Source organism: Peribacillus sp. Bi134 (assembly GCF_918698065.1).
Classification (GTDB): domain Bacteria; phylum Bacillota; class Bacilli; order Bacillales; family DSM-1321; genus Peribacillus.
On the sequence record NZ_CAKKLN010000001.1, the window covers coordinates 264,458 to 290,226 of the forward strand.

The following is a 25,769-nucleotide window of genomic DNA, read 5'->3' on the forward strand; positions in this document are numbered from 1 at the left end:
GCTGCTTTTTTTATGTGAATTTCATTAAAAAAACTTCTTTTTACCTTTTTCTTCTTTTAAAATCTCCACAGCTTCTCTGAACCTCATCGAATGGATAATTTCCCTCTCACGCAAAAACCTGAGTGAATCATTGATATCAGGATCATCCGAGATATCGATCAACCACTGATAGGTTGCTCTTGCCTTCTCTTCAGCGGCGATGTCTTCATATAAATCTGCAATGGGGTCGCCTTTGGCTTGGATATAAGTGGCAGTAAATGGATTTCCTGCTGCGTCATGATAAAAAAGGGCACTATCATGATTGGCATAATGGTCACCTAGGCCAGCTGCAGCCATCTGCTGAGGGGTGGCGTCTTTTGTAAGCTTATAAATCATCGTGGCGATCATTTCGAGATGGGCAAATTCTTCCGTTCCGATATCCGTAAGCAGGCCAATCACTTTATCAGGAATTGTATATCGTTGATTTAAGTATCGGAGTGCTGCAGCCAACTCGCCATCAGCACCCCCGTATTGTTCTATTAAATATTTTGCCAATTGAGGATTACAGTCTCTTACTTTAACTGGATATTGCAGCTTCTTTTCATAAACCCACATAGATATCTCTCCTTATACCTGCCATGGCCAAGGGCCTTGGCCCCATTCCCATTTATTTTCACCGCCTGGACTGTTTCCAAAACCCAATAATGGACCATATTTAGGCTCAAAAACTGATTTCAATTGTTTGGAGTATTCATGAAATTGATTGAATTGCTGTAATGCTTGCTGATCGTTAGGATGTGTATCCAAATAAAGAGTCAACTCGACAAGTACGAAATCGGCAGCCTGTATTTGTTCAAGCAACTGATAATATTCATCATCCAGTTTCTTATTCATTTATGTCTCCCTTTCACGATATGGATTATCATAAAAATCATAAAAGAATTTCCAAAGTGTACCGTATTTCAAAGCTTCCTCCGGTGTGAACTGTTCCAAATTCGGCGGTTGGAAATTAATATACAAATTAGGAGGTGTCCTGTAGTACTTTCTCCCAATAGGCGGGCACGGATCGAATTTACTATGGAAAGGTTTATATGACTTAACTAAGGTAAAAGTCTTTTCGCGAGTCAAAAAAATACCTCCTTTGTAAAGATATAGCCTTTAAATTTTTATGCCTGGGTAATGCATAATATGACTTCCCTGGTCTGGAAAGGAAATTATCTGGAAAATGATGTTTTTTCAGAATATTATAAAATCTTGTTATGGTCCCGTTATCTTACTGTGATGTTTGTCATCTATTCTTTATCTGTTTGTTCTTTGTATAGAAAAAAACTATGTTAAGATTTAACTCGTAGCTTATAAAGCAGCTCACAAGGAGGTAACAACATATGAAAAAATCAATCTTATCGTTAGCGGCAGCCGCTGCAATATCCGGTGCATTTACAATTCCGGTACAAGCAGAGGATGTCAAAGTGAAAGATGGAGACACATTATGGGGGATATCTCAAACATATAAAGTATCAATAGAAGATATTAAGTCTTGGAACAATTTGTCTTCTGACGCTATTTATGCCGGAGAAACCATACATATTTCTCAAGAAAAGCATTATAAAGTAAAGTCAGGGGACACATTATCGGGAATTGCACACAAATATGATGTAGCGGTAAATGATATTAAATCTTGGAACGGTTTAAATTCAGATACAATCCATCCTGATCAAGAGCTGGTCATTAAACCAGCAGCTAACAAAGTCGAAGCTGCAAGTGTAGAGCCTGCACAGAAATCAGAGCAAGCTCCACAAGCAGAGCAAGCTGCACCAGCAGAACAATCCAAGCCAGCAGAACAAACGAAGCCGGTTGAACAATCTGAACCAGTTGAACAATCGGAACCAGCAGACACAAACAATGAATCCCAAGATCAAGCAGAAGCTGGAAAAGAGATTACTGTTAGTGCAACAGCCTATACGGCTGATTGTCAAGGCTGCAGCGGAACAACAGCCACAGGAGTGGACTTGAAAGCTAATCCTGATGCAAAGGTAATTGCCGTGGACCCTTCAGTCATTCCACTAGGATCAAAGGTTTATGTTGAAGGTTATGGCTACGCAACGGCAGCCGATACAGGCAGTGCCATCAAAGGGAATAGAGTGGACATATTTGTTCCAAACCAACAGGATGCCGTGAATTGGGGCGTTAAAAACGTTAAAGTGCAAATCCTGAATTAATTTAACCATGCAAAACATGTTTATATATTTAAAAAGCAGACACAGGCATAATGTGTCTGCTTTTTTTGTCCTTTAGGTTGTCGGGAAAAGCAGGTACAATGGAAGAAGTAGATCCTTATAAATCCTTAGAAGGTAAATAGGAGGAATAGTGAATTGATGGAAAAAGCACGTGAATATTTACAAGAATACTTTGGTTATGAGTCATTCCGAAAAGGTCAGGAACAGATTATCGAACAGGTATTGGGAGGAATAAACACGGCGGGAATCATGCCTACCGGCGGAGGTAAATCAATATGTTACCAAATTCCAGCCCTTCTGTTACCAGGTGTAACACTCGTTATATCCCCACTAATTTCCTTGATGAAGGATCAAGTAGATGCCCTCGAACAAACTGGGATTGATGCCACGTTTCTTAATAGCTCCATTTCTGGGTTGGAATCATCCAATAGAATGAACGATATTAAACACGGAAGATATAAGTTGGTTTATTTGGCGCCGGAACGATTGGAAAATCCTGCATTTCAACAGGATTTATTTAATGTGGATATTTCATTGGTAGCCATCGATGAGGCCCACTGTATATCTCAATGGGGTCATGACTTCAGACCAAGCTATTTAAAAATCAAAACCTTATTGAAAAACATGCCATCAGCTCCGACAGTACTGGCATTAACCGCAACAGCCACACCGCATGTGACGGAAGATATATGTCAGTCGCTCGGAATAACAGAGCAGCATACAATATCAACGGGATTTTCCAGAGATAACCTGTTCTTTTCCGTAGTGAAAGAAGAAAATCGCGGCCGGTTTTTAATGCGCTATTTAGAGAAAAACAAAAATGAATCGGGTATCATCTATGCAGCCACTAGGAAAGAAGTCGATTCCTTGTATGCGAAGCTTATAAAAGCGGGATTCAAAACAGGTCGATACCATGCTGGAATGAATGAAAAAGACCGTTCGGAACAGCAAGATCAATTCATTCGTGATGACATACCCTTGATGGTAGCGACATCTGCCTTTGGTATGGGTATCGATAAATCGAATGTTAGATACGTCATCCATTACCAGACTCCAAAGAACATGGAGAGTTATTACCAGGAAGCGGGCCGTGCAGGGAGGGATGGTTTGGATAGTGAATGTATCCTTTTATATTCCCCTCAAGATATGCAGATACAGCGTTTCTTGATTGATCAATCAAATCCCTCGCAGGAGTGGCAAGCCCAGGAATTGAAGAAATTGAACAGAATGAAGGATTATTGTTTTACCGAAGGGTGTTTGCAAGCCTTCATTCTGCGATACTTTGGAGAAGAAAACCCTGAAGATTGCGGTCATTGCGAAAATTGTACAGATAAACGTGACTCTGTTGAAGTAACTATACAGGCACAGATGGTCCTTTCATGCATGTTGAGAATGGGTGAGCGATTCGGTAAAACGATGATTTCCCAAGTTCTTACGGGATCACGCAATAAGAAAATTGAAGAGTTCGGATTCCAGAAGCTCTCAACCTATGGAATCATCAATGATCAATCAGCGAAGGATGTAGGTGATTTCATTGATTTCCTGACAGCAAAACAGTATATCGAAATGACGGGCGGACAGTTTCCGGTTCTTAAAGTTACCAATGCTGGCAGGGAAGTGCTTTTGGGACAGAAAAAAGTACTGCGTAAGGAAATAAAAAAAGTAAGCAGCATCAGTGCTGATCATGGGCTGTTTGAAGAGTTGAGGCAGTTAAGAAAAGAATTGGCAAGTACGGAAAATGTACCTCCATTCATTATTTTTTCCGATGCATCCCTGAAAGATATGGCCGTCAAACTGCCGAGGACGGAAGAGGAATTCCTGGAAGTGAAAGGGGTGGGGGTGCAGAAATTCGAACGCTTCGGAGCTGCGTTTTTACAAGTGATTTCCGAGTATGTACAGGCACATCCTGAATTAGAAACGAATACTATGGTTACAAAGGAAACGGTAAAGAGAGCAACTAAACCATCTCACTTAGAAAGCTATCGCTTATATCAGGAAGGTAAATCAATCAAGGAAATAGGGACATTGAGAGGATTGTCTGCCATTTCAATTGAAAATCATTTATTAAAGTGTGCAGAAGAACACTTGGATATCAATTGGGATGAGATTTTCTTGGAGAAAGATTTTAATCTTGTTTTGGAAACTGCGAAACAATTGGATTCTGACAAATTGAAACCATTAAAAGAAGCCCTGCCTGAGCATATTTCCTACTTTATGATTAAGGCAATCTTGGTTAAAGCAGGACTGGAAAACGAAAGGTGTTAAGGTTTTTAGGATAATTTCTTCATTGAATAAATAAGAATATGGTTTAATGCGTATACTAGGAATGATAAAAAGGTGAAATTTCGCGCCTTTAATCAGATTCTTTATATAAAAAAGAGGAGGTTGCTCATGTATTTTGGTAAAAAGAATTCAGAGGAACCAGAAATCGTTATGGAAGATACGATAGTATATGCGTGCGGATCAGCAGATTGTAATGGTTGGATGAGAAAAGATTTTGCCTCGGAAAACTATGATTGCCCAATGTGTGGAAGTCAATTAGTTGAGGAAGTCAGGGAACTTCCTAAAATTGAAAATGAATATAATGCGTTTAAATAAAAGAGGTGAATCTTAGCCTCTTTATTTTTTATTTTAAAATGAAGTAGGGCGGAGTGGTTTTATTCTGGATTAATGCTTTACATATAAAAAAATGTGTGGTATCATTAAATTTCAGTGTTATGAAAAGAAAGCACTGGAGGGTAATTTAAAGTAACATTTTTATTAATAAAATAATTTTTCATCATTTTCATGATGAAGTAGAATCAAGTTAAACATATCTAGAAAAAAGAAATACATGTAATCACCAAGTATTTTCCTCGATCCATTTCTGTTCTTCATTAACTTACTTCTATGTACCATTTGTCTTTTGGAATTTAATCTACCCAATTGGAATTACGGACGGTTTTAATTAATAAACATGTACTTACAAGCTTTTATCTGATTCTCGCAGGCACGGTCTAGGAACCGTATGGATGGGAGAGAGGCAGGGCTTTCATTGTTTTAGGTTTTGGCATTAAAAATTACTCTCATGCTCGATGTTCCATCGAACGAGCAGGAAGAACCATATGAAATGGATTCTTAAACAGCGCAGTCTCGATTATCTTGAAGGGTAAGTCAGGGACTGTGTTTCATTTTGGGGACTACTTTCTTTTTTAGAATCTTTCCTCAAATATATAAAGCATATATATGTTATAATGGATATGAGATATGAAAAATTCATGTCGTAATCTCAAGTTCTTACCATTCAAAAAGTTTGGTTGAAAGAACAATGATCATACTTAGATTTGCGAATGGGTATTTACTCACAATTTAGATTAAACGCCATCTATTCTTCTTTTATCTTTATGGCTTGTGATCTGTTATGCAGGACGGAGTCAATTCAATTCTAAGGAGTGAGATATATGTATAGAAGAAATAATACGGAAGAAATCATTCCTGAAGAAACAAAGGTGTGGGAATGTACATCAGAAGATTGCAAAGGTTGGATTCGCGATAACTTTACAAGTAATGATGAACACGTTTGTCCGTTATGTAGCAGCGAGATGAAACCCGGCACCAGAATGCTTCAAGCAATCAACAATCCAAGAAACTATTAAGGTCATAAAAAAAGCTGAAGGGGATTCTCCCTTCAGCTTTTTTTATCTTTTTGCCAATTGGATCAAGCAAAAAGCAGGTGAATGATTAGTGGATATCTTTTTTCTTGAATCGACCGCCTCGAACTTCCGCGATATCCCCAACGGCAAGAAATGCAGATGGATCGAAACTTTTGACTATTTCTTTAAGTTTAGCTTCCTCAAGCCTGTTTATTACACAAAAGATGACTTTTTTATCATCACCAGAATATGCACCTTCACCAGCTAAAAAGGTTACGCCCCGTCCAAGGCGATTCATTATGGCATCACCGATATCATTAAATTCATCACTGATAATCCAAACAAATTTGGATTCGTCTAAACCTGCGATGACGATATCCATCGTTTTATATGCCACGAAGTAAGCAATGATCGAATACATGGCACGATCCCACGAGAATACGAAGCCCGCACTGCCAAGGATGAATAAATTAAAAAACATGACGATCTCCCCAACGGAAAAAGGGAGCTTCTTGCTAGCGAGTATGGCAAGTATTTCTGTACCATCCAATGAGCCGCCATATCGAATGACCATTCCAACACCAATGCCAAGAATCATTCCGCCGAAAGCGGACGCTAGGAGGATATCTTGAGTGAAAGCTGGTACATGATGAAGCAATGTAGTGGTAATGGAAAGGACTAAAATTCCATAAAGGGTAGATAATGCGAAGGTTTTGCCGATTTGTTTATAACCGATAAAAAAGAAAGGAAGATTCAAAATGAATAGAAAGATTCCGAGCTTCCATCCAGTAATGTAAGATAACATAATCGATATACCCGTTATGCCCCCGTCGATTACGTTATTCGGCACTAAAAAAATCTCGAGGCCGACAGCCATTAAAACTGCACCAATTGTAATTAGTAGACCTCTTTGTAAAACTTGTCTCAGTGTTAATTTTTTATGCTGGGTCTTCTTATGCATAATTTCTGTTGTACTTGCACCTGCCAGGTCTGACATAATCATGCCCCCCACTCCTTCTCTCTATATAGGTTCTATTTAATTATAAACCTATAGGTATAATTAAATAAAGAAATTAACATTCTTGATTAATATATTCTCGAATAATTATTTTTGTTATTGATAATGTCCTGCAATGATGAAACAGGGTTGAAAATGCTTGTCAATACCATGTAATCCTATTCTACTCCTTACAAAACAATAGTATTTCTAATTTTTATGATTTTATGATGGAATCCAGCATTTTCTTGAGATATAAGGAGCACCGAAATAGTCAGTGTGTAAATATATAGGAGTAAGGAAATAAAAAACCTTTGAGGTACTATGGATTTCCATTACAATATAGGAGAATAGAACGTTTGAGGTGGTCAAGTAAAAAAATGGAACAATCAATAGTGGCTTCAAATCCTGTCCTCTTTATGATTGCAGTACTTTTGATAATAATGGCGTGCTATACGGCGTTGGATTTACTGACAACATTACTGACGATAGAGAAATATAAACGCCTGGTGTATATTGGGAGCAGCTGCTCTATGGGAGTGGCTATTTGGACGCTTAATTTTGTGGTCATATTCACCCTTGATAATTCAGGAATGGCAGCATACAACATTGCTACAATAATTTTTTCGTTAGCATTGGCGATAGCTCTCGCAGGAGTTGGGTTATTGGCCATATCGTATAAGACACAAGTGTTGCAAATCGTTTTTTGCGGCTTCATGTTTACGATGGCCATTTTATCCAATTATATAATGGGAACATCTTCTTTAAACCATTCTTTGCACTTTAGTCCATTGTCGGTCTTCAGTACGCTTTTAAGTATCTTTAGTTTATTTGTAGCAGCACTTGCAATATTATTTTATTTTAATAAATTAAGTCAATCCTCGCTAAAGCCAATCAGTACTCTCTTGATGAGCGGGGCAATCATTGAAGGCTATTACCTTTTTTTAAGAGTGTTACCGATGAACACGAAAAATGAAACGGGTGAATTTGTTCCACTCACCCCATTTATGCTTTATCTTACATGCTTCGTTTCATTATTCATCCTTGCCAGCTTGATCGCTTCAAGTACGATAGTTGGCAGGCGGTTGGCAAAAAGCGACAATACTGTGAGCGATATCCGTTCTGCTTTAGATCAATCGGCGATAGTCGCCATCACGGATGCAAAAGGAATCATTACATATGTTAACGAAAAATTCCTGGAAATATCACAATATGAAAAACATGAACTAGTAGGGAAAAATCATTCCATCATCAATTCTGGTTATCATACAAAAGAATTTTTCGCTGACCTATGGCTAACGATCAGCCAAGGGAAAACATGGCATGGTGAAATATGCAACCGGGCTAAAGACGGTAATGTTTATTGGGTGGATACAACTATCGTTCCCTTTATGAAAAAAGGTAAGCCATATCAATATATTTCGATCCGTTCAGATATTTCCAGTCGTAAAAAAGCAGAAAATGCACTAAAGGGGTCAATCAAGGAACTGGAGGATATGCAATATGCAATCAACCAATCCTTGATTGTGGCGATTACCGATGATAAAGGAGTCATTATCGAAGTGAATGATAAGTTCTCCGAGGTTTCCGGTTATGGGAGAGATGAACTGCTAGGCCATACACATAAGATAGTTAATTCTGGATACCATTCAAAGGAATTCTTTGAACATATGTGGAAAACCGTCCATGAACGGAAAGTTTGGCATGGTGAAATTAGAAACAAGGCGAAAGACGGCAGTTTTTATTGGGTCGATACAACAATTGTTCCATTTTTCAGCGAAGAAGGGAAGCCATTTCAGTTTCTGGCACTTAGATATGATATAACTGAGCGTAAACAATCGGAAGAGATGCTCCATCGACAGGATAAATTAGCCGCTGTCGGTCAGCTTGCTGCTGGAGTGGCACATGAAATACGAAATCCGCTGACCTCCATGAAAGGGTATACGGAATTTTTGCAATTAGATGAAACGGACGAAAATAAACGGGAATATCTGGAAATAATCATGGACGAAATCAATCGTGTGAATGAGATAGTTGAAGAGTTCTTGCAATTGGCCAAACCACAGGCCTTGATATTGGAATCGAAGAATCTTGTGCCGATCATTCAAAACGTCGTATCTTTGACGGATTTTGAAGCCAGGAAGAAGAACATCACGCTAATTTCGGATTTCAATGAAGAAGAGATCCTCGTTCGTTGTGATGAGAATCGATTAAAACAAGTCATTTTGAACTTCATTAAAAATGGTATGGAGGCTATGCCTGACGGTGGGTTCATAAAAGTCATGACTGAACTTAAAGAGGATAAAGTGCATATATCCATTACCGACACAGGAATTGGGATGCCGCCAGAGCAGCTTAAGAGACTGGGAGAACCATTCTTCACAACGAAAAAAACTGGTAATGGGTTAGGTCTCATGATCAGCTTTAAAATCATAGAAAGCCATTTGGGAAATGTCTTTGTCGAGAGTGAGGTCAATAAAGGTACAGTCTTTAATATCGTGCTCCCTATTTAATATCCATAATAGGAAGCAATGATTGAAATCAACAACTTTAAGAAGCTGTCTGCGTGGGGGAACTGGATTTGGATAAACAAAAGCATGTCAATATTATTAGCTTGAAGGTATTTTACTTATTTTCTTTTTTTGCAGTGGGAAGTTTAACACCGCTATTAAGCGTTTATTTGGCCAATGAGGCTGGTTTGTCCGGTATTGAAATAGGTACGATCATGTCTGTTGGACCGATAGTGATGATCGTTTTTCAACCTTTTTGGGGAATTGTCTGTGATTGGAGCGGGAGACCAGCAAAAATACTGGCAATTACATCGTTGCTTGCCGGTGTATTCGGTTTAGGCTACCTACTGTTCGAGCACTATTTACTTATCGTATCCGTCGCAATCGCTTTGGCTATCTTTCAAAGTGCGATAATACCGGTTTCAGATAGCATCACCCTTCAATATACAACAAAAATCAAATCGAATTATGGGAAAATCCGTTTATTCGGTTCACTTGGTTACGGTGTGGCCGTTTTTGTAATGGGAAGGCTATCTGAATCCTTCATGGGTCCTTCAGTGATATTTTATGCCTTTTTCTTCGGTCTTTTGATTGCGGCTAGTCTAGCTCTTCGTTTGCCTGAAGAGCCACCTGGTGAAAAGGTGAAGCTTTTCGGAGGAATGAAAGAATTGATCACCATGAAACGGTTTCTTATCTTTCTTGCCATAACGTTCCTGCTATTTGGTCCTAATCTCGCAAATAATGTATACTATGGTTTGTTTGTAGAGGCAAGGGGAGGGACATATACAGGAATTGGCATTGCTTTCCTTTTAGCTGTATTATCGGAAATCCCCTTTATGAGAATCGCAGGTACCTGGATTCATAAAATAGGCCTGCTGCCAATTACCTTATTGGCTGGAACGGCCTCATTGGTCCGCTGGGTTTTGTACTTCACCGAACCAAGTTTGGCTACCGTATATGTGACTTCGATCATTCAAGGGTTTTCACTTGGCTTATTCATTCCTGCAGCTTTACAATATATCAGGGAAGTTGTCCCTGCACGAATAACAGTAACTGCAATAACGCTTTATTCCGCCATTGGCAATGGATTGGGTAACTGGTTCAGTACCTTCAGCGGCGGGATAATATTGGATAAATCTGGAATATATGCTGTCTATTTATTTTATGGTTTACTCACGCTGATCGGGATGCTGCTTACAATATGGCTCATGAGGTTAGATATAAAATTAAAAGTATTGGGAAAACCCATAGGTAAAATAGAAAAATGATGGAAAATATATCGAGGGACCTCTTAACCTTTCATGGTGAAGAGGTCTTTTTTACTTGTCTCTCAACAAGTCTGAGAGAATGCCTGCTAAATGATCAAGCAGAAAATGCGAATGGGATTCATCCAATCCCTCAGACTGTATACAAATTGATTAAAAGTTTTTTAAGGATTTTTAACCGTTGATAGGAACCTAGGGCACTCGCTCCAATCAACTTTCTTATAAAATTTAGATAGAATCCCTTTTGTAACCCCTTTCAGCCTTTTTTTACTGGTAATTTTAAAAAGGAAAGGCTTTTATTAATTGGAATTTTTAACCAGAACAATCAGTTTTTTGTTTTTGGAAATAATATGATTTAATGGAAGGTAGAGAATGAATGGAAGGATGAGTGTTTTGAGCAAACCAAAAGTGTTGGCTGCTACCATCGTATCAGCTCTTATCGGACTGTTTTTTTTATTTTGCCTTGGATGGACGATTACTGACCATTACGGAAAAGGAACTTCCGATAGAGAAGTAATGGAAGAAACCCCCATTAAAAATGATCTTCCTGATGATTTTACGGTAGTGGCATTAGGCGATTCATTGACACGCGGCACAGGTGATGAAACAGGGAAAGGCTACGTTGGACTTGTTGTTGAAGATTTGAAGAGCGAGTACAATAGAAAACCAATCATTCATAACCTCGGAATTAATGGACAAGTGTCTAAAGAATTGGTGCAGCAAGTGAAACAACCGGAAGTGAAGCGCCAAATCCAGGCAGCTGATGTTATTTTAGTTACAATCGGGGGTAACGATTTATTTCAAAAAGGCCAGACCCTGCTTGAATATGATCGTGAAGCTATATCTTTATCACAAAAGAATTTCTTGGGAAATTTAGATGAAATTTTTAAAGATATCAATAAAGTCAATGATACAGCTACCATTTTTTTGCTTGGGCTATATAATCCGTTTATAGATTTGGATGAAGACTTTGATACGAACCGCATTGTTCGTGACTGGAATAATGAAACGGCAGAAGTTGTGGCTCTTTATAAAAATGCAATTTTCGTTCCAACATTTGATTTATTTCAATTGTCGGTAAATGATTATTTGTATTCGGATAAATTTCACCCTAATAAGAAGGGGTACCGTTTAATTGCTGATAGAGTTGCTCCTTTAATAAAATGGGAGGATGTGAAACGATGAAACAGGTGACATTGTCTGTCAGGGACTTGAGAAAAAGGATTGGCAAAAGGGAAATTATTAAAGGAATAGATTTTGAGCTGAATGAAGGTGAGGTTTTCGGCTTTTTAGGACCGAACGGAGCAGGCAAGACGACGACGATCCGCATGTTGGTCGGTTTGATTAAGCCATCCTCAGGTTCCATCCATATATGCGGATATGATGTCCGTCAGGAATTTACGAAGGCTATGAAGCAAATGGGCTGCATCGTTGAAAATCCAGAGTTGTATCCTTTTTTGAGCGGATGGGATAATTTGCTCCACTTTGCAAGAATGTTACCTGAAGTTGATGAAACAAGAATGATCGAGGTTGTTGAACTCGTCGGTCTGCAAGCGAGAATTCACGATAAAGTGAAGACTTATTCGTTAGGTATGAGGCAGCGCTTAGGAATCGCGCAGGCAATGCTGAACAGCCCTAAACTCTTGATTTTGGATGAACCGACCAACGGTCTAGATCCTGCCGGAATCCGTGAAATGCGGCAATTCATCAGAAAGTTGGCTGAAGAAGAAGGTATGAGCGTTCTGGTTTCTTCACACTTATTAGGTGAAATACAGCAACTTTGTGACCGGGTTGCAATTATTAAAGGGGGGGAAATTATTAAAACGGATACGGTGGAAAGCTTATTATCCACGCAGGAGCGGATATTTTGGCGGGTGGAACCTATACAAAAGGGAGCGGAAATTCTTAGCAGCTTCACCGAAATTACCATAGATCAAAAATATATCATTACAGCCTATGATGAACTCAGAACACCCGAATGGAATGCTGCACTTAACCAAGCAGGGGTGAGGGTGCATGAAATGAATCGAAAGCTCCCGGGATTGGAAGAATTGTTTTTGCAAGTTACCGGTGTCGGAGGTGCAGGCATTGAATAACTTGATTCAAAATGAAATGATGAAGTTGTTGGCAAAGAAACGGTTAATCATAATCGGTATCATCGTGGGAATTTTAGTGCTGATGTTTACATATGCCCAATACAAACAAGTGGAAGAGCAGCGGAAGAAGTTGGGAACTGATGATTGGCGTTCAGCTCTTCAGCAGCAAATCATTGATACTCAAAATCGTTTGGGCTCGAATAGGATGCTCGATGAGTGGCGTGAACAGCTCCAAGTTAGTCTGAAGCAGCAGCAATATTATCTAGATCATGATATCAATCCCTCAGAACCAGGCGCAGCCACCTTTACACGCATGTTTTTGGAAAATGCAATCGATTTGTTCATTCCGCTGTTGATCATGATTGTGGCTAGTGATATGGTTTCCTCCGAAAGCAGTCAAGGGACAATCAAACTTTTGTTGACCAGGTCAGTGGAGCGCTGGAAAATCTTATTGAGCAAATATGTAACATTATTATTATCAGTTTCGATTATCGTCGCGATGACAGCCTTATTATCTTACCTTTTATCAGGTATCGTTTTCGGATATCAAGGATGGGGGGCTCCTGTAATAACCGGATTCGAATTGAATGGGGCTGACGTGGATGTCAGTCAAGTAAGGTTAGTGGAACAATGGAAATTCCTATTGATGGATTTGGGACTTGTCTGGCTGGTGGCGGTTGTTGTAGGAACCCTTTCTTTCATGCTTTCGGTTTTAGTGAGAAGCACCCCTGCAGGCATGGGCATCATGCTGGCTGCATTAATTTCCGGGGCTATATTGAACAATATGGTTTCATCATGGGAATCAGCGAAATACTTTTTTATGGTGAATTTGAAATTGACCGCTTACATCAGCGGTACGGCTCCACCGATTGAAGGGATGACTTTATTATCCTCCGTCATTACTCTGCTCGTTTGGTGGGCGCTTGCTTTAATCGTATCTTTTACAGTATTTACCCGGCGGGATGTATACTGAGAAACAGCCTAACAAATTATAGGCTGTTTCAGTTTGTTGACATAGATGGTTCGGGAGTTTCGCACCCCGAACATGATTATAAAAGAAGACTCGGTTTAACTGGCTAGCCGAGACCCCCTATAAATGCTTGGAACACAGTCGGCGGAAAGGGAGCGGATTTAAAGCGGGGACCGCAAAATAACGGCTCCAGAGTCCGAATAATGAAGTGAAGGTCGAAAAAATTCGTGGACGGTCGAATAAAGTGCAGGGAAGGTCGAATAACTTGCGTGGACGGTCGAATAAAGTGCGGTGAAGGTCGAATAAAGTGCGGTGAAGGTCGAATAACTGCGCGGACGGTCGAATAAAGTGCAGTGAAGGCCGAAAAACTGCATGATCGGTCGAAAAAAGGTGCCGTAACTGACGAAAAAAGTCCGGCTGGAATCATCTGTAACTTTTTTAAAGAACTGTAGGCAAACTCGCTTTCGAATCTTTCTTATTGTCTGAAACAGCCTATATAAATTATAGGTTGTTTTTTATTTTCTCGTACAGGGTATCCTTTAAAAAACAGTATGTTCAAATTAGGAGGATTATAAATGGATGATAATCATTTGAATAAAAAATTCATGCCAATGACTTCAGTTTCCAGTGGAGATGTACAGATAATAAATGAGGATATTTATTGTCTGTCCGTTCAAATCGTTAATGTAATTTTTATAGGGTCATCCAAAGATGAGAAATGGGTATTGATAGATGCAGGGATGCCGCGCTCAGCAGAGGTAATAAAGAAAACTGCTGAAGAAATATACGGACCGCAAAATCCACCTGCCGCGATTATTTTGACACATGGACATTTCGATCATGTTGGTGCATTGATTGAGTTAATGGAGTATTGGAATGCTCCTGTCTATGCCCACATTAAAGAAATGCCTTATTTAACGGGACAGGAAAATTACCCCGAACCTGATCCTACTGTTGAAGGGGGAATGGTCGCTAAAATTTCATGGGTATTTCCGAATGAGGGAATCAACCTTGATGAAAAAGTTCAGCCATTGCCTGATGATCATAGTGTTCCCGGGCTTCACGATTGGAAATGGGTTCACACCCCTGGCCATTCGAAAGGACATATATCACTTTTCCGTGAAAGTGACCGAAGTTTGATTGCAGGAGATGCTTTTGTGAATGTCAGGCAAGATTCCCTATACAAGGTTATCACTCAGGAGAAAGAAAAGCCCGCCGCGGTATTTGACAACCGATTGGGAGGCTGCCAAGGAATCGGTAAGGTTATTGGAAAGTCTGAAGCCGACTGTTGCCATAACGGGACATGGTTATCCTGTAGAAGGGAAAGAACTTGAAATGGGTTTAGCGAAGCTTGCAAAGGAATTCGATTCATTAGCTAAACCGGATCACGGGAAATATGTGGAATGAAGCGTGAAGGAGTTCCATGAATAATTTCTCTTCAGAAGTCAAAAATAAACAAGCAACTTATGAAAAATGGAGGGATTTCCGTGACTAATTTAAGAGATATCATGACAACAGACGTGGACTGTTGCACTGCGGAAGATAATATATATGAAGCAGCAGTCAAAATGAAGAATGATGATGTTGGTGTCATTCCTGTATTGGAGAATAACCATTTAATTGGTGTTATAACAGACAGGGATATTGTCATTCGCTGTGTTGCCGAGAAAAAGCCGAATTCGACTAGAATTACCGATGTCATTACCACCAATCTTGTAACAGGCACGCCTGATATGTCAGTGGAGGAAGCTGAGGAGTTAATGGCTACCGAACAAATCAGAAGGCTCCCAATCATTGAGAATGACAAGCTGGTCGGAGTCGTGGCATTAGGTGATCTCGCTGTACACCAACAAACAAATTCAATGGCGGGAAATGCTTTAAGTTCAATTTCCGAAGACAGAGACCAAATTCAACACTAAAAACAAAAACTCTGTTAGCTTTTGCTAACAGAGTTTTTATTTTTAAAGATATTTATTGAACCATCCTTTGATTTCCTCAACATGTTGCAAGCGCATTTTTGGAGATCCGCTTCGGGATACTTCATGAGTTTCATCTGGGAAAGAAACAAGTACCGCTTCTTTATTTTGACGTTTTAAGGCGACAAAAAATTGCTCGCTCTGTTCAATGGGACAGCGGAAGTCCTTATCACCGTGAAGTAAAAGTAAAGGGGTATTCACATTGGAGACATATTTTAATGGCGAGTGCTGCCATAATTTTTCAGCAGAGTTAACGATATCGCCGCCAACTTCCCACTCTGTAAAATAATAGCCAATGTCACTGACGCCATAAAAACTTAGCCAGTTACTTATGCAACGCTGAGTCACAGCGGCCTTGAAGCGGTTGGTATGTCCGATGATCCAATTTGTCATGAACCCTCCATAACTTCCTCCGGATACCCCTAAATTTTCATGGTCTATAAAATCATACGTAGCTAAAACGTGATCAACTCCAGCCATTAAGTCTTTATAATCCATGCCTCCATAATCTCCCCGGCAGGCATTTACGAAGTCTTGGCCATATCCTATACTCCCGCGCGGGTTAGTGAACAATACAGTATACCCTTCATTAGCCAAGGTCTGGAATTCATGAACATAGGTATTGGCATACATCATATGCGGTCCGCCGTGGATTTCTAAAATGAGCGGATATTTTTGATTTCCATCAAAATCGGTCGGTCTCATGATCCAGCCGTGGATGGTAAGTCCATCAACGGATTGGAATGTTATTGGTTCAGCCGTGGACAAATGTTTATCCTTCAAAAAATCCTCATTAACAAAACTGATTTGTTCCTTATCACCATTGGTAAGGTTATAGGCAAAGAGATCGCCGGGATGAACAGGTGTGCTGATGGCCACGACGGCACGGTGGCTTTCGGGATCTATAGTCAGGCCGTATATATGCTGCGGGTCAAGGATTGATGGATACATGGCTCCTTCAATCGAACCATAATATACCCCGGTATTTCCATAATCACTTATTAAAAAGTAAAAACCTTGGCTATCGTTTGTCCACAATATACCTGGGTCGACGGCTCCGATTTGGAAATCCCCAATTGCGGAATCGCCTATTTGGACGTCCCATCCATCGGTCAAACATTGAGTCGTTTGATCGAAAATGGAATATAACCAGATATTTGAAAAGGTGGCACCGGCAAATTCTTTATTATGGCCAATGAAAGATAGATGCTCGCCATTTGGAGACCATTTCGGATCTCTAAAGAAACCTGTACTATCCGTTATCTTCTCTAAAGATTTCGTTTCAAGGTCCATGATGAAAATATCGGAAAAAAGTTCATCATCACTTCTTTCTGCATCCCCGCTTATGAATGCAATATGCTGTCCGTCTGGGGACCATGCATTCGGTTGATGATCCACATTGTTTTCCGTTAGCAGTGTGGATTCTCCCTTAAAAATGTCCACTATAACCAGCTGCTGATATAACTGATCAAAATAGCCTCTTCCATCCCATTTATACTTAATCCGGTCATACCTATTAACTTTTTTGGTCAAATCATTTTCCTTATCCGTATTAAGGTTTTCGTCTTCCTTTAACCCGGTAGAAAGCAGTAACTTGGTGGAACAAGGAGACCAAATAGGTTTTGATGCGCCGTTAACGAAATGGGTCAACTGGCGAGCTTCCCCACCAATGCTCCCAATAATGTGGACTTGTTTTTTCCCTGATCTGTCTGAAATAAAGGCGATATGCTTTCCGTCTGGGGACCAGGCTGGTGATGTATCACGATTATCCCCAAACGTCCATTGCTTTGTTTCATTCGTAATCAGGCTGAACATAAACAGATTGGAAATGTATTTTTCCGTTTTTTCATCGATTCTGGTTTGGACATAAACCGCCATACTGCCATCCGGTGATAGCTTTGGATCGGTCACTGATTTCAAGTGAAATAAGTCTCTTGCTGTTATACCTATTTTGTTCATCCTTTTCACCCTTTCATTTCTCATAGTTATGTATTTCGCTAAAGAGAAATATAAATCCTTTAGTAAATGGTAAACGCGTAAGGTTTATTTATCAAGGACGAAAGAAATGAAAAAAATCCGGCCTTTTCGTCAGGTCGGATCATCAGGATATATAGGCGAAAAACTTACAATTACTTATGCATGTGTCGTGTATGTGGGCGGTGCGGCGGTATTTGGAAATTATGTTCTTCCATCATTTTATAATGTTGTTCAAAATGTGAAACCATTTTATCGGCCTCTTCTTTTGATAGCGCGCCATACTCAACATATTTTTGGATCAATATCTTTTTGTCAGCGAGTATCTGCTTTTGGATCTTGGCGATTTCAGATTTTTGAGCATCAGTGAATTGTACACGTTCCGTTTTTGCTTTATTTTCCTCTGCAGCTGGGTGATTCAGGTTGACTAAGAATAGGGAACAGGCTGTTAAACAGATGACTAAAAACTTTTTCATGAATGAACGACTCCTTCTTTTGTTTTTTTGCCTTTTGAAGAATTGAAGAGCATTTAAAACCTGAAAGTCTCTTCCTTGTAAATGTTTTTCTTTATGGAAGATTCCTTATTCTTTTATTATCATTTACAGCATTTACAGTTTTATGTAAAAAAATAGGTAAGGGTTTGTTAAAGAAAGATATGGGTAATTTAAATGTAAGCACTAAATTTTGATGTAACTTCGAAGAAAGGGGGGGATTATGATCTGGACGATTATTGGTGTAATAATATTATTATGGGTTCTTGGTCTGGTTTTTAAAGTGGCTGCAGGCTTTATACATATCTTGCTTATCATCGCGGTCATTCTCATTTTGGTTAAAGTTTTTAAGGGAAGGAATCGAGTGTAGATATGTATCAAAGGCTAACGTGGAAAAGTTTAAAACAACAATTTGAAAGGCGGCCTGGTGAGCAGGCCGCCTTTTAATTTTCCGTTATGCTGTCAATCGTAAGGAAGTGGCTGGCCTAACAGCCTCTTATGAATCCATATTGCTGCTTGGGTGCCATCCCCCATTGAAATGGTGACTTGTTCTGAATGGGCAACGAGGTCACCGCCTGCCCAGACTCCTTTAATATTCGTTTCTTTAGTCCGGGGATGAATCAAGACATGTTTGTTTTCATTGACTTGCACACCTAATTGTAGGGCTAGGTCATTATTTAGTTTGTTCCCTTTAAACGCCGTGAATGCTTTTTCAGCCTCGATTATTTTACCGGAGACCAATTCTATGCCCGTTAGCTGCTGTTTGTCGTCGACATGAACCTCACAAACTTCTTCTTCGATTACGGGAATCTGATTTTCCTTCAATTTTTCCTTATAATCATCATCAATTTTTGATTTCAAATGATTTACGTAAATGATATCCTTTGACCAATATAAAAGTGTAAGGGCCATGCCCGCACCAGTATTTCCGCCTCCAAGAACAACGGTTTGCTTATCCATGATCTCATACCCATCACAGTCAGGGCATATATATGTGGATGTCCCAAGAGTTGGATAGATGTTTTTGATTGGAGGAATGTTATCGGTAATGCCAGTACCGAGAAAAATCATTTTTGCTTGATATTGCCTGTCATTCTTTGTTTGGATAAAAAACTTGTCCTGTTTTTTTTCTAGAGCTGTCACTGTATCATCCAAGAATTCGACACCGAATTTTTCAGCGTGCTGTCTGCCAAGCGTTCTTAATTGTTTACCGCTTACCCCATCCGGCCATCCAAGAATGTTATGGTAAGCCTTGGCAATGGAGGAGCGGCCTTGAGAAGAATCAATGACGATAATATTATGTTTATATCTTCCGAGCTGTATAGCAGCCTGAATACCGGCTATACCTCCACCAATAATAATGCAATCTGCTTGTTTCATGAATTCACCGCCCATAATTTTGGAATAAACCTAGTGTTATTCTATCTGTAAAAAATATACCACTAGTCGCTGGCGCCTAAACAAAAAAGGAGGAAGTCCGCCAGCTGGCGGACCTTCCTCCTTTTCAGTTAATGCCTGTATCATTGTTCCTGTATTGGTTCGAGCCATTCTTGTGCCCAATTTTGAATTTCGTTCATTACCGGTGCAAGAGCCTTGCCTTTTTCAGTTAAAGAATATTCAATCCTGACCGGTGTCTCTGGATATACATCCCTTTTAACAATACCTTCAATTTCCAAGTCCTTTAAACGTTCGGAAAGAATCCTGCCGCTTATCGGGAATGCAGATTCAATATTACAAAACCGTTGAGGGCCATTAAGTAATTGATTGACAATCAATCCAGTCCAGCGTTTACTCAAGATTTGCATTCCTTTTTCAAATCGTGGACAAAGTGTCGTATTATTCATCTTATCACCTCATTATTAATATATTATAATGCATTTACCTCATATGTAACAACTTTACCGATAATTATTTAGTTACTAGAGATGTTAAAGTATAAGAAAATTATGAGCTTACTTTAAGTATCATGAAAAGAAATTCGCCTCATAATTGCCACATTTTAAAAAAATGCGCTTTTAAAAAATGTGTTCTTTAGGGATACCGAGAAAAATATGTTATTTTAATATTGAAGTCAAAGTTTTACAAATGGAAGGGTTCGTGGGAAAGATGAGTGATTTACTGCAAGAGGCCGTATCCTTTATCAGGACAAGTTATCCGGAAATATCGAAAACGGAAGAGGACATGGATGGCAGGATTGAACAAATCAAAAAGGAAATAGATGAAACAGGCAGATATGAACATACATATGAAGAATTGGTTTATGGTGCTAAATTAGCTTGGCGTAATAGCAATCGTTGCATAGGGCGCTTTTTTTGGGAGTCGCTGAGGGTGATTGATAAAAGGATGATTCAAAGCGAAGAAGAAATTGTATCGGCACTCTTTGAGCATATCGAATATGCAACGAATAATGGGAGCATCAGACCTGTGATTACAATTTTCAAACAAAAAGATCATGATCGAAAAGTGGATATTTGGAATCATCAGCTTATTAGATATGCAGGATATGAGACGGAGCATGGCGTAATCGGCGATTCAAGTTCAATAGCATTCACCAAGCAATGTATGGCAATGGGATGGGAAGGGAAATTCGGACGTTTCGATATTTTACCCCTTGTAGTCCAATTGGACGGAAAAACCCCTAGTTTACATGTCATACCTGAAAGCCTCGTTAAAGAAGTTCAAATCACCCACCCTAAACTGACATGGTTCAAAGATCTTCAAATCAAATGGTATGCAGTTCCAATCATATCTGGAATGAGGCTGGAAATTGGCGGTATTACGTATTCAGCTGCACCATTTAATGGGTGGTACATGGGAACGGAAATCGGTGCCAGGAACCTTGCTGATGAAGAACGCTACAATATGCTACCGGTAATCGGGGAGAGGATGGGCTTGGATATTAAACGTGATTCAAGTTTATGGAAAGATCGAGCCCTTATCGAACTGAATGAAGCAGTCCTTTATTCGTATAAAAAACACGGAGTCAGCATTGTTGATCACCATACAGCAGCTAAACAATTCAAGAAATTCGAAGAAAAAGAAACCACTTGTAACCGGAAAGTTACGGGGGACTGGACCTGGTTAATTCCGCCTGTTTCTCCAGCCACAACCCACGTTTTTCATCAGCCATATAATAATGAAATAATGAAACCTAATTTCTTTTATCAAATTCCTCCATATAAATAAAGGTTTACATTTATTGGCGTTGGGTATATATATAGCAAGCCAATAAATAAGGGGGAAGGTAATGATGGCATTAGGAAGAAACGTGGTATTACTAGGAGTCGGAGTTGCCGGAGTCTCATTTTTATCGAATAAAACGAACAGAGGAAAAGTGAAGGACATATGGTCCAATGCAAAAACAAAAACATTAGGCTTTTGGAATAGGACGGCTTCAGAGCTAGATCCTGTAATTGAAAAGGCAGGTCACCCTGATCCATATGATCATGACGATAATAAAATGGTGGATGAAGGCGCCATGTATGGTGTTCACTATTATAATAATGCTAAGCATGGATAAAGTTATCAGACGCTTGGGGAAACCTAAGCGTTTTTTTGTGGTAGTTTTTATTATATTTTCCAACCTTTAAAAACTGATAATTGCGAATTTAAAACAGGGAACCAAGGTATTAAATTCGTTATTGTGCTTTAAAAGAATAAGGATTAAGATTAAAGAATCGAAAGGAAGTGGATACGAGTGAGCAGCAGTTCTTATGATCCTGAACCCAGAAAGCAAGAGGAAGCCAATATGATGCTAGAAGTCGAGACTGTTATTCTCCCTGAGTATCTGCTCGAAGAAGGTAAATAAGGCTTTCTCTATAGAAGAGGAGGTCAAGAAATGATTGAAATCTACAAGACGGATGAAAACCGACACCTAAACAAGATCGAGGAAATGACAAAAGGTTCCTGGGTGAACATTGTCGCGCCCACAGAATCTGAAATAGATTATATATGCACGACTTTGAAGTTACCGATCAATTTCATGAAAGATCCGTTGGATGATGAGGAAAGGCCTCGAATTGAAAAAGAGGATGATAATGTTTTAATTATTGTCGACTTCCCATATTTGACAAGGGACGAAGCCGACTTACCGATTTTTGAAACAATACCTATAGGAATGATTTTTACCAAAGACTGTTTCATTACGGTATCTTTGAAAGAAACACCGATATTGGCGAATTTCAAAAACAATAAGATAAAAGGCTTTTTCACCAATAAGAAAACAAGGTTTGCCTTACAATTACTATTTGAGATTTCATCCTATTATTTACGTTACCTGAAACAGATTAACAAGATGACTAATGAAGCGGAACGTGAATTGCATCAGTCCATGAAAAATAAAGAATTATACACTTTCCTGGCTTTGGAAAAAAGCTTGGTTTATTTTACGACATCATTAAAATCCAATCGGGTAGTACTTGATAAGATCCTCCGTTTTAATTATTTGAAAATGTATGAAGAAGATAAAGAATTGCTTGAGGATGTAATTATCGAAAATGCTCAGGCAATTGAAATGGCAGAAGTGTATCTATCCATTCTTAGCGGTATGATGGATGCATTCGCTTCAATCATTTCCAATAATGTCAATAATGCGATGAAGTTTCTAACCTCCGTGACCATTATTTTGACGCTTCCGACGATGGTGGCAAGTTTTTACGGAATGAATGTGGAACTGCCGTTTGAACATAATCGGTTTGCATTCATATTTACATTATTAATTGCCATAACATTGGCGGGGACGACGGCATTCATTTTTTGGAAGAAAAAATATTTTTAAAATTAACCAGCTTATTAAGCCGGTTTTAGACTGTAGACAAATTCGATGTAAATCGAGATTGTCTACAGTTTTTATTAGGGTTTGTGCAATTTGAGCATGATTTCCACTCCAGGCACTCGCTTTTCCCGCAAGAGTCTCGTACACCCGCTCCAATCAACTTTGTTCTAACTTTTATATAGAACCCTTACGGCCCTTACCTACGAACCATTTGGTTCGTAAAATTGAGGCTGCCAAGCCGGTTTTATCTTATTCCTCAAAAAAATCAGCAAATCCTTCACTGTTAATTCGATCGGAATAAGGGTTCTCATCTTTTACATTCTTTGCGTCCAAATTTGTTTTAATCACTAAACGGGGACTCTGTGATGCTTCTCTGATGATACGGTCGTTCAACTCTTTAAAATCCGGTACATTCTTATTGCCGGGTCTGTTTGGTTCCAATTAAACCACCTCCATTTGTATCTTGGCAATAAAGGATGGGGTGTATTCATGAATATTATTAGGATTGGGAAGGATAAGGACTGAGGAGGAGATCATTATGACCAAATGGAACGAGCAAGCAGCTCGCAATAATAATTTAAGGGCAAGTGATTTAAACCCGGCTGGAGCCGATAAAGCAAAAATGGATCCAAAAACAATTGATGGTGATCGATTGAATGATCTAAAGATTCAACGGGAAATCATAAAGCAAAATATATAAGGGAAGCCCGATTGTCATGGAATTCCGTCTTCATGATACGCAAAAAAAAACGCTTGGTTTATCCGCCAAGCGTTTTCCACTGCATTCTTATCAAGAACGCTTTTGCTTTTTAAGTGAAGAGGATTGAGTGAAGGACCCGGTTTCTTTCGTAGTGGTGCCTTGCCCCTCTACCTGAGAAGACCCTAAACGGGTTTGAGAAGCATCTTTTTTGTTTTTTCCATTCATGTTTATCACCTCGATATTACTTTCCCTTTTTCCTTTGCATCCTATACATATATTTAAGGTGAAAAGGACAGGTTAGAAGGTAGAGGAGGTGTGTGTTGATGTCAAAAATCGGTGTTGAAGAATCATTAACGAATATTCAGGAAGCACTTCGTGAAAAAGGTTTTGATGTTGTGGAGATTAAACAAGAAGCTGACGCAAATAACGTGGATTGTTGTGTGGTAACAGGTTTGGAAAGTAATGTAATGGGTATAAGCGATACTTCATTTAAAGCGTCTATCATTGAGGCAAATGGTTTAACTGCTGATGAAGTGTGCCGCGAGGTTGAAAATAAAATGAACGCCATTCAATAGTTCAAAAAGTGCCTAAACCGATATAGGGTTAGGCACTTTTTTTGTTCAAGGCGGCTACTGTGCTATGGAAATTGCCGCATTCAATTCCACCGCTACATTCCCTTTGATCGCCCTGGAAATCATACATGAAGCTTCAGCTTTTTCAGCAAGTTTCCTCGCTTTTTCAACCACTTTTTCTGAAGTGCCCGGTACTAATATAAGTTTAGGGCGATGAATGATTTTCTTGTAGGTGAATACTCCATTCGTAACATCCACTAACGCTTCGGATTGCATGGTCAAGCTCACCTTTTCTATATGGGCTCGCTCTAACATGGCAGCATAGGTAATGATATAGCAGGTCGATGCCGCCCCAAGCAGCATTTCATCGGGATTAGTGCCGATACCTGGTCCCTCCATTTCAGTAGGAATACTTATCTGTGTTAGTAGATTCCCTGAATGAATTGTGCCGATATCATTTCTGCCGCCTGGCCACTCTGCAGTTAAATGAAAGTGATGTATCGTCATTTTTTTAACCTCCTTACCATTTCTATAGTGTAAACGATTTAAACAGGTTAAGTATTCGATTTTGCTCACTCGGGGGATTAATCATAACAGCAGTGGGTCGAATTAAGTTTTTCAGTATGCCAATTCAAAGCCGACTGTAGCGGTCGAAAGGATAGGTATTATTGATATAAAGGATACTGTTGATGAAACAAAAGGCAGAGGCATCAGGCTATTTTAAGCACAATATTGGATAGGCTTTTCTATAATGATATAGACGGTTTTATATAAATAATACTTCATTAAGGAAGGGCTGAAAAGTTGACTACATTGAGTAATATGTTCGATTTGACTAATAAAACGGCTATCATTACCGGCGGCGGCAGAGGACTGGGCAAACAGATCGCCATGGCGTTGGGGGAGGCTGGCGCAAATATTGTCATTGCTTCACGAAATCTGCCTGTCTGTAAGGAGGTATGTGAAGACTTGCAACTGATGGGTGTTAATGCCGTTGCCTTTGAATGTGATATCACCGATGAGAGTGCCATCGACCATGTCGTTCAGGAAACGGTTGCCCAATTTGGCACGATTGATATTCTTGTAAATAATAGCGGTACGTCCTGGTCAGGTCCTCTTTTGGATCTTCCTAAGGACAAGTGGGAAAAAGTATTGAATGTCAATGTTACAGGTACTTTCCTGTTTTCACAGGCTGTTGCGAAGGTCATGAAGCAGCAAAATTTCGGAAAAATCATAAATATTGCATCTGTTTCGGGTCTTGGCGGGACGTTTCCCGAGTTATTGGATACGATAGCTTATAACACCAGTAAGGGTGCCATTATTACAATGACGAAGGATTTAGGAGTTAAACTTGCTAGATACGGCATCCAAGTCAATGCAATTGCACCTGGATTTTTCCCGACTAAAATCACAAAGAAAATTCTTGAAAAATCCAACTATGACATATTAGGTAAAACTCCGGCTGGCAGGTTTGGCGATGAAGATGATTTAAAGGGCGCTGCCGTATTTTTAGCCTCACAGGCTTCTGACTATATGGTTGGTCATATTTTGATCATTGACGGTGGAATATCGGCATTAGTGTAAACGGAGGAGAAA

The 25,769-nt window shown here is 39.4% G+C and carries 28 protein-coding genes and 1 pseudogene; 18 read left to right on the plus strand and 11 right to left on the minus strand.

The features are described from left to right. Positions 1-24: 24 nt before the first annotated feature. From cotJC to LQ188_RS01285, 3 genes are read right to left on the minus strand one after another with little or no spacing between them, the layout of a single operon-like run. Positions 25-594 carry a spore coat protein CotJC gene (gene cotJC / locus LQ188_RS01275; protein ID WP_101225121.1) on the minus strand — a complete coding sequence of 190 codons (570 nt, stop codon included), beginning with the start codon at positions 592-594 and terminating at the stop codon, positions 25-27. A gap of 12 nt (positions 595-606) precedes the next feature. After that, positions 607-873, minus strand: coding sequence for a spore coat protein CotJB (locus LQ188_RS01280; RefSeq protein WP_063234474.1), 267 nt, complete (start codon positions 871-873; stop codon positions 607-609). Continuing rightward, positions 874-1,107 (minus strand): spore coat associated protein CotJA, encoded by a 234-nt coding sequence (locus tag LQ188_RS01285; RefSeq protein ID WP_063234475.1) that lies wholly within the window; start codon positions 1,105-1,107, stop codon positions 874-876. It abuts the gene before it with no gap. A gap of 257 nt (positions 1,108-1,364) precedes the next feature. On the opposite strand from LQ188_RS01285, the gene LQ188_RS01290 reads away from it, so the two are divergent. The 4 genes from LQ188_RS01290 to LQ188_RS01305 all read left to right on the plus strand — a co-directional run bounded on the left by LQ188_RS01290 (position 1,365) and on the right by LQ188_RS01305 (position 5,851). After that, positions 1,365-2,198, plus strand: a complete 834-nt coding sequence (locus LQ188_RS01290) for a LysM peptidoglycan-binding and 3D domain-containing protein (RefSeq protein WP_230175801.1) — start codon at positions 1,365-1,367, stop codon at positions 2,196-2,198. A gap of 156 nt (positions 2,199-2,354) precedes the next feature. Then, positions 2,355-4,481, plus strand: a complete 2,127-nt coding sequence (gene recQ / locus LQ188_RS01295; RefSeq protein ID WP_230175999.1) for a DNA helicase RecQ — start codon at positions 2,355-2,357, stop codon at positions 4,479-4,481. A 126-nt stretch (positions 4,482-4,607) separates the two neighbouring features. Then, the gene (locus LQ188_RS01300) at positions 4,608-4,814 is read left to right on the plus strand and encodes a cold-inducible protein YdjO-related protein (RefSeq protein WP_061463486.1); all 207 of its coding nucleotides are present in this window, start codon (positions 4,608-4,610) and stop codon (positions 4,812-4,814) included. Positions 4,815-5,656: 842 nt separating this feature from the next. Continuing rightward, the gene (locus LQ188_RS01305) at positions 5,657-5,851 is read left to right on the plus strand and encodes a cold-shock protein (protein WP_034307294.1); all 195 of its coding nucleotides are present in this window, start codon (positions 5,657-5,659) and stop codon (positions 5,849-5,851) included. 85 nt (positions 5,852-5,936) lie between these two features. Here the strand turns inward: LQ188_RS01305 and LQ188_RS01310 are convergent, their stop codons facing one another. Further along, positions 5,937-6,851, minus strand: a complete 915-nt coding sequence (locus tag LQ188_RS01310) for a YitT family protein (protein WP_230175802.1) — start codon at positions 6,849-6,851, stop codon at positions 5,937-5,939. Positions 6,852-7,225: 374 nt separating this feature from the next. Here LQ188_RS01310 and LQ188_RS01315 point away from each other — a divergent pair, with 374 nt between their 5' ends. The 7 genes and pseudogenes from LQ188_RS01315 to LQ188_RS01345 all read left to right on the plus strand — a co-directional run bounded on the left by LQ188_RS01315 (position 7,226) and on the right by LQ188_RS01345 (position 15,605). After that, on the plus strand, positions 7,226-9,358 hold the full coding sequence (locus LQ188_RS01315) for a PAS domain S-box protein (protein WP_230175803.1): 2,133 nt from the start codon (positions 7,226-7,228) through the stop codon (positions 9,356-9,358). Positions 9,359-9,426: 68 nt separating this feature from the next. Beyond that, positions 9,427-10,623 (plus strand): MFS transporter, encoded by a 1,197-nt coding sequence (locus LQ188_RS01320; RefSeq protein WP_230175804.1) that lies wholly within the window; start codon positions 9,427-9,429, stop codon positions 10,621-10,623. A gap of 390 nt (positions 10,624-11,013) precedes the next feature. Further along, complete coding sequence (locus LQ188_RS01325) at positions 11,014-11,805, plus strand: SGNH/GDSL hydrolase family protein (protein ID WP_230175805.1); 792 nt, start codon at positions 11,014-11,016, stop codon at positions 11,803-11,805. Continuing rightward, on the plus strand, positions 11,802-12,716 hold the full coding sequence (locus LQ188_RS01330) for an ABC transporter ATP-binding protein (RefSeq protein WP_230175807.1): 915 nt from the start codon (positions 11,802-11,804) through the stop codon (positions 12,714-12,716). Before LQ188_RS01325 ends, LQ188_RS01330 begins: the two co-directional genes overlap by 4 nt. After that, positions 12,709-13,689: an ABC transporter permease gene (locus LQ188_RS01335; RefSeq protein ID WP_230175808.1), complete on the plus strand. Its 981-nt coding sequence runs from the start codon at positions 12,709-12,711 to the stop codon at positions 13,687-13,689. The genes LQ188_RS01330 and LQ188_RS01335 overlap by 8 nt, the downstream gene beginning before the upstream one ends. Before the next feature lie 572 nt (positions 13,690-14,261). After that, positions 14,262-15,093, plus strand: a pseudogene (locus tag LQ188_RS01340) (MBL fold metallo-hydrolase). 80 nt (positions 15,094-15,173) lie between these two features. Then, entirely contained in the window at positions 15,174-15,605 is a 432-nt protein-coding gene (locus LQ188_RS01345) for a CBS domain-containing protein (protein WP_101225112.1), read from the plus strand. Positions 15,606-15,647: 42 nt separating this feature from the next. Here the strand turns inward: LQ188_RS01345 and LQ188_RS01350 are convergent, their stop codons facing one another. Next, on the minus strand, positions 15,648-17,621 hold the full coding sequence (locus LQ188_RS01350; RefSeq protein ID WP_230175809.1) for a S9 family peptidase: 1,974 nt from the start codon (positions 17,619-17,621) through the stop codon (positions 15,648-15,650). A 170-nt stretch (positions 17,622-17,791) separates the two neighbouring features. After that, positions 17,792-18,112: a YckD family protein gene (locus LQ188_RS01355; protein ID WP_101225110.1), complete on the minus strand. Its 321-nt coding sequence runs from the start codon at positions 18,110-18,112 to the stop codon at positions 17,792-17,794. 238 nt (positions 18,113-18,350) lie between these two features. Between LQ188_RS01355 and LQ188_RS01360 the strand changes: the two genes are divergently transcribed. After that, positions 18,351-18,497, plus strand: coding sequence for a lmo0937 family membrane protein (locus LQ188_RS01360; protein ID WP_157831131.1), 147 nt, complete (start codon positions 18,351-18,353; stop codon positions 18,495-18,497). Between the two features lie 92 nt (positions 18,498-18,589). On the opposite strand, the gene LQ188_RS01365 is transcribed toward LQ188_RS01360, so the two are convergent. Next, positions 18,590-19,507 carry an NAD(P)/FAD-dependent oxidoreductase gene (locus LQ188_RS01365; protein ID WP_101225324.1) on the minus strand — a complete coding sequence of 306 codons (918 nt, stop codon included), beginning with the start codon at positions 19,505-19,507 and terminating at the stop codon, positions 18,590-18,592. A 140-nt stretch (positions 19,508-19,647) separates the two neighbouring features. After that, entirely contained in the window at positions 19,648-19,971 is a 324-nt protein-coding gene (locus LQ188_RS01370; RefSeq protein ID WP_101225109.1) for a winged helix-turn-helix transcriptional regulator, read from the minus strand. A 262-nt stretch (positions 19,972-20,233) separates the two neighbouring features. Between LQ188_RS01370 and LQ188_RS01375 the strand changes: the two genes are divergently transcribed. The 3 genes from LQ188_RS01375 to LQ188_RS01385 all read left to right on the plus strand — a co-directional run bounded on the left by LQ188_RS01375 (position 20,234) and on the right by LQ188_RS01385 (position 22,904). Continuing rightward, entirely contained in the window at positions 20,234-21,313 is a 1,080-nt protein-coding gene (locus LQ188_RS01375; protein ID WP_230175813.1) for a nitric oxide synthase oxygenase, read from the plus strand. A gap of 61 nt (positions 21,314-21,374) precedes the next feature. Then, positions 21,375-21,647, plus strand: coding sequence for a hypothetical protein (locus tag LQ188_RS01380; RefSeq protein ID WP_101225108.1), 273 nt, complete (start codon positions 21,375-21,377; stop codon positions 21,645-21,647). A gap of 318 nt (positions 21,648-21,965) precedes the next feature. Continuing rightward, on the plus strand, positions 21,966-22,904 hold the full coding sequence (locus LQ188_RS01385) for a magnesium transporter CorA family protein (protein ID WP_101225107.1): 939 nt from the start codon (positions 21,966-21,968) through the stop codon (positions 22,902-22,904). Between the two features lie 246 nt (positions 22,905-23,150). Here LQ188_RS01385 and LQ188_RS01390 read toward each other — a convergent pair whose 3' ends face one another. Further along, positions 23,151-23,342: a hypothetical protein gene (locus LQ188_RS01390; protein WP_101225106.1), complete on the minus strand. Its 192-nt coding sequence runs from the start codon at positions 23,340-23,342 to the stop codon at positions 23,151-23,153. Between the two features lie 97 nt (positions 23,343-23,439). Between LQ188_RS01390 and LQ188_RS01395 the strand changes: the two genes are divergently transcribed. Next, the gene (locus LQ188_RS01395) at positions 23,440-23,601 is read left to right on the plus strand and encodes a hypothetical protein (protein ID WP_157831130.1); all 162 of its coding nucleotides are present in this window, start codon (positions 23,440-23,442) and stop codon (positions 23,599-23,601) included. A gap of 90 nt (positions 23,602-23,691) precedes the next feature. Here LQ188_RS01395 and LQ188_RS01400 read toward each other — a convergent pair whose 3' ends face one another. Then, a complete protein-coding gene (locus tag LQ188_RS01400; RefSeq protein WP_230175814.1) occupies positions 23,692-23,826 on the minus strand; it encodes a YuzL family protein in 135 nt (44 codons plus the stop codon). A gap of 98 nt (positions 23,827-23,924) precedes the next feature. Here LQ188_RS01400 and LQ188_RS01405 point away from each other — a divergent pair, with 98 nt between their 5' ends. Beyond that, positions 23,925-24,176, plus strand: coding sequence for a YkuS family protein (locus tag LQ188_RS01405; RefSeq protein ID WP_101225104.1), 252 nt, complete (start codon positions 23,925-23,927; stop codon positions 24,174-24,176). Positions 24,177-24,230: 54 nt separating this feature from the next. Here the strand turns inward: LQ188_RS01405 and LQ188_RS01410 are convergent, their stop codons facing one another. After that, complete coding sequence (locus tag LQ188_RS01410) at positions 24,231-24,680, minus strand: OsmC family protein (RefSeq protein ID WP_101225103.1); 450 nt, start codon at positions 24,678-24,680, stop codon at positions 24,231-24,233. 315 nt (positions 24,681-24,995) lie between these two features. Here LQ188_RS01410 and LQ188_RS01415 point away from each other — a divergent pair, with 315 nt between their 5' ends. Beyond that, positions 24,996-25,757 carry an SDR family oxidoreductase gene (locus LQ188_RS01415; RefSeq protein WP_230176000.1) on the plus strand — a complete coding sequence of 254 codons (762 nt, stop codon included), beginning with the start codon at positions 24,996-24,998 and terminating at the stop codon, positions 25,755-25,757. The last annotated feature ends 12 nt before the right edge of the window (positions 25,758-25,769 follow it).

Bases quoted from the DNA above. Each gene is read 5' to 3' on its own strand.
- cotJC (WP_101225121.1), bottom strand. From the start codon at position 594: ATGTGGGTTTATGAAAAGAAGCTGCAATATCCAGTTAAAGTAAGAGAC.
- LQ188_RS01280 (WP_063234474.1), bottom strand. From the start codon at position 873: ATGAATAAGAAACTGGATGATGAATATTATCAGTTGCTTGAACAAATA.
- LQ188_RS01290 (WP_230175801.1), top strand. From the start codon at position 1,365: ATGAAAAAATCAATCTTATCGTTAGCGGCAGCCGCTGCAATATCCGGT.
- recQ (WP_230175999.1), top strand. From the start codon at position 2,355: ATGGAAAAAGCACGTGAATATTTACAAGAATACTTTGGTTATGAGTCA.
- LQ188_RS01300 (WP_061463486.1), top strand. From the start codon at position 4,608: ATGTATTTTGGTAAAAAGAATTCAGAGGAACCAGAAATCGTTATGGAA.
- LQ188_RS01305 (WP_034307294.1), top strand. From the start codon at position 5,657: ATGTATAGAAGAAATAATACGGAAGAAATCATTCCTGAAGAAACAAAG.
- LQ188_RS01310 (WP_230175802.1), bottom strand. From the start codon at position 6,851: ATGATTATGTCAGACCTGGCAGGTGCAAGTACAACAGAAATTATGCAT.
- LQ188_RS01315 (WP_230175803.1), top strand. From the start codon at position 7,226: ATGGAACAATCAATAGTGGCTTCAAATCCTGTCCTCTTTATGATTGCA.
- LQ188_RS01330 (WP_230175807.1), top strand. From the start codon at position 11,802: ATGAAACAGGTGACATTGTCTGTCAGGGACTTGAGAAAAAGGATTGGC.
- LQ188_RS01350 (WP_230175809.1), bottom strand. From the start codon at position 17,621: ATGAACAAAATAGGTATAACAGCAAGAGACTTATTTCACTTGAAATCA.
- LQ188_RS01355 (WP_101225110.1), bottom strand. From the start codon at position 18,112: ATGAAAAAGTTTTTAGTCATCTGTTTAACAGCCTGTTCCCTATTCTTA.
- LQ188_RS01360 (WP_157831131.1), top strand. From the start codon at position 18,351: ATGATCTGGACGATTATTGGTGTAATAATATTATTATGGGTTCTTGGT.
- LQ188_RS01365 (WP_101225324.1), bottom strand. From the start codon at position 19,507: ATGAAACAAGCAGATTGCATTATTATTGGTGGAGGTATAGCCGGTATT.
- LQ188_RS01370 (WP_101225109.1), bottom strand. From the start codon at position 19,971: ATGAATAATACGACACTTTGTCCACGATTTGAAAAAGGAATGCAAATC.
- LQ188_RS01375 (WP_230175813.1), top strand. From the start codon at position 20,234: ATGAGTGATTTACTGCAAGAGGCCGTATCCTTTATCAGGACAAGTTAT.
- LQ188_RS01380 (WP_101225108.1), top strand. From the start codon at position 21,375: ATGATGGCATTAGGAAGAAACGTGGTATTACTAGGAGTCGGAGTTGCC.
- LQ188_RS01385 (WP_101225107.1), top strand. From the start codon at position 21,966: ATGATTGAAATCTACAAGACGGATGAAAACCGACACCTAAACAAGATC.
- LQ188_RS01395 (WP_157831130.1), top strand. From the start codon at position 23,440: ATGACCAAATGGAACGAGCAAGCAGCTCGCAATAATAATTTAAGGGCA.
- LQ188_RS01400 (WP_230175814.1), bottom strand. From the start codon at position 23,826: ATGAATGGAAAAAACAAAAAAGATGCTTCTCAAACCCGTTTAGGGTCT.
- LQ188_RS01405 (WP_101225104.1), top strand. From the start codon at position 23,925: ATGTCAAAAATCGGTGTTGAAGAATCATTAACGAATATTCAGGAAGCA.
- LQ188_RS01410 (WP_101225103.1), bottom strand. From the start codon at position 24,680: ATGACGATACATCACTTTCATTTAACTGCAGAGTGGCCAGGCGGCAGA.
- LQ188_RS01415 (WP_230176000.1), top strand. From the start codon at position 24,996: ATGTTCGATTTGACTAATAAAACGGCTATCATTACCGGCGGCGGCAGA.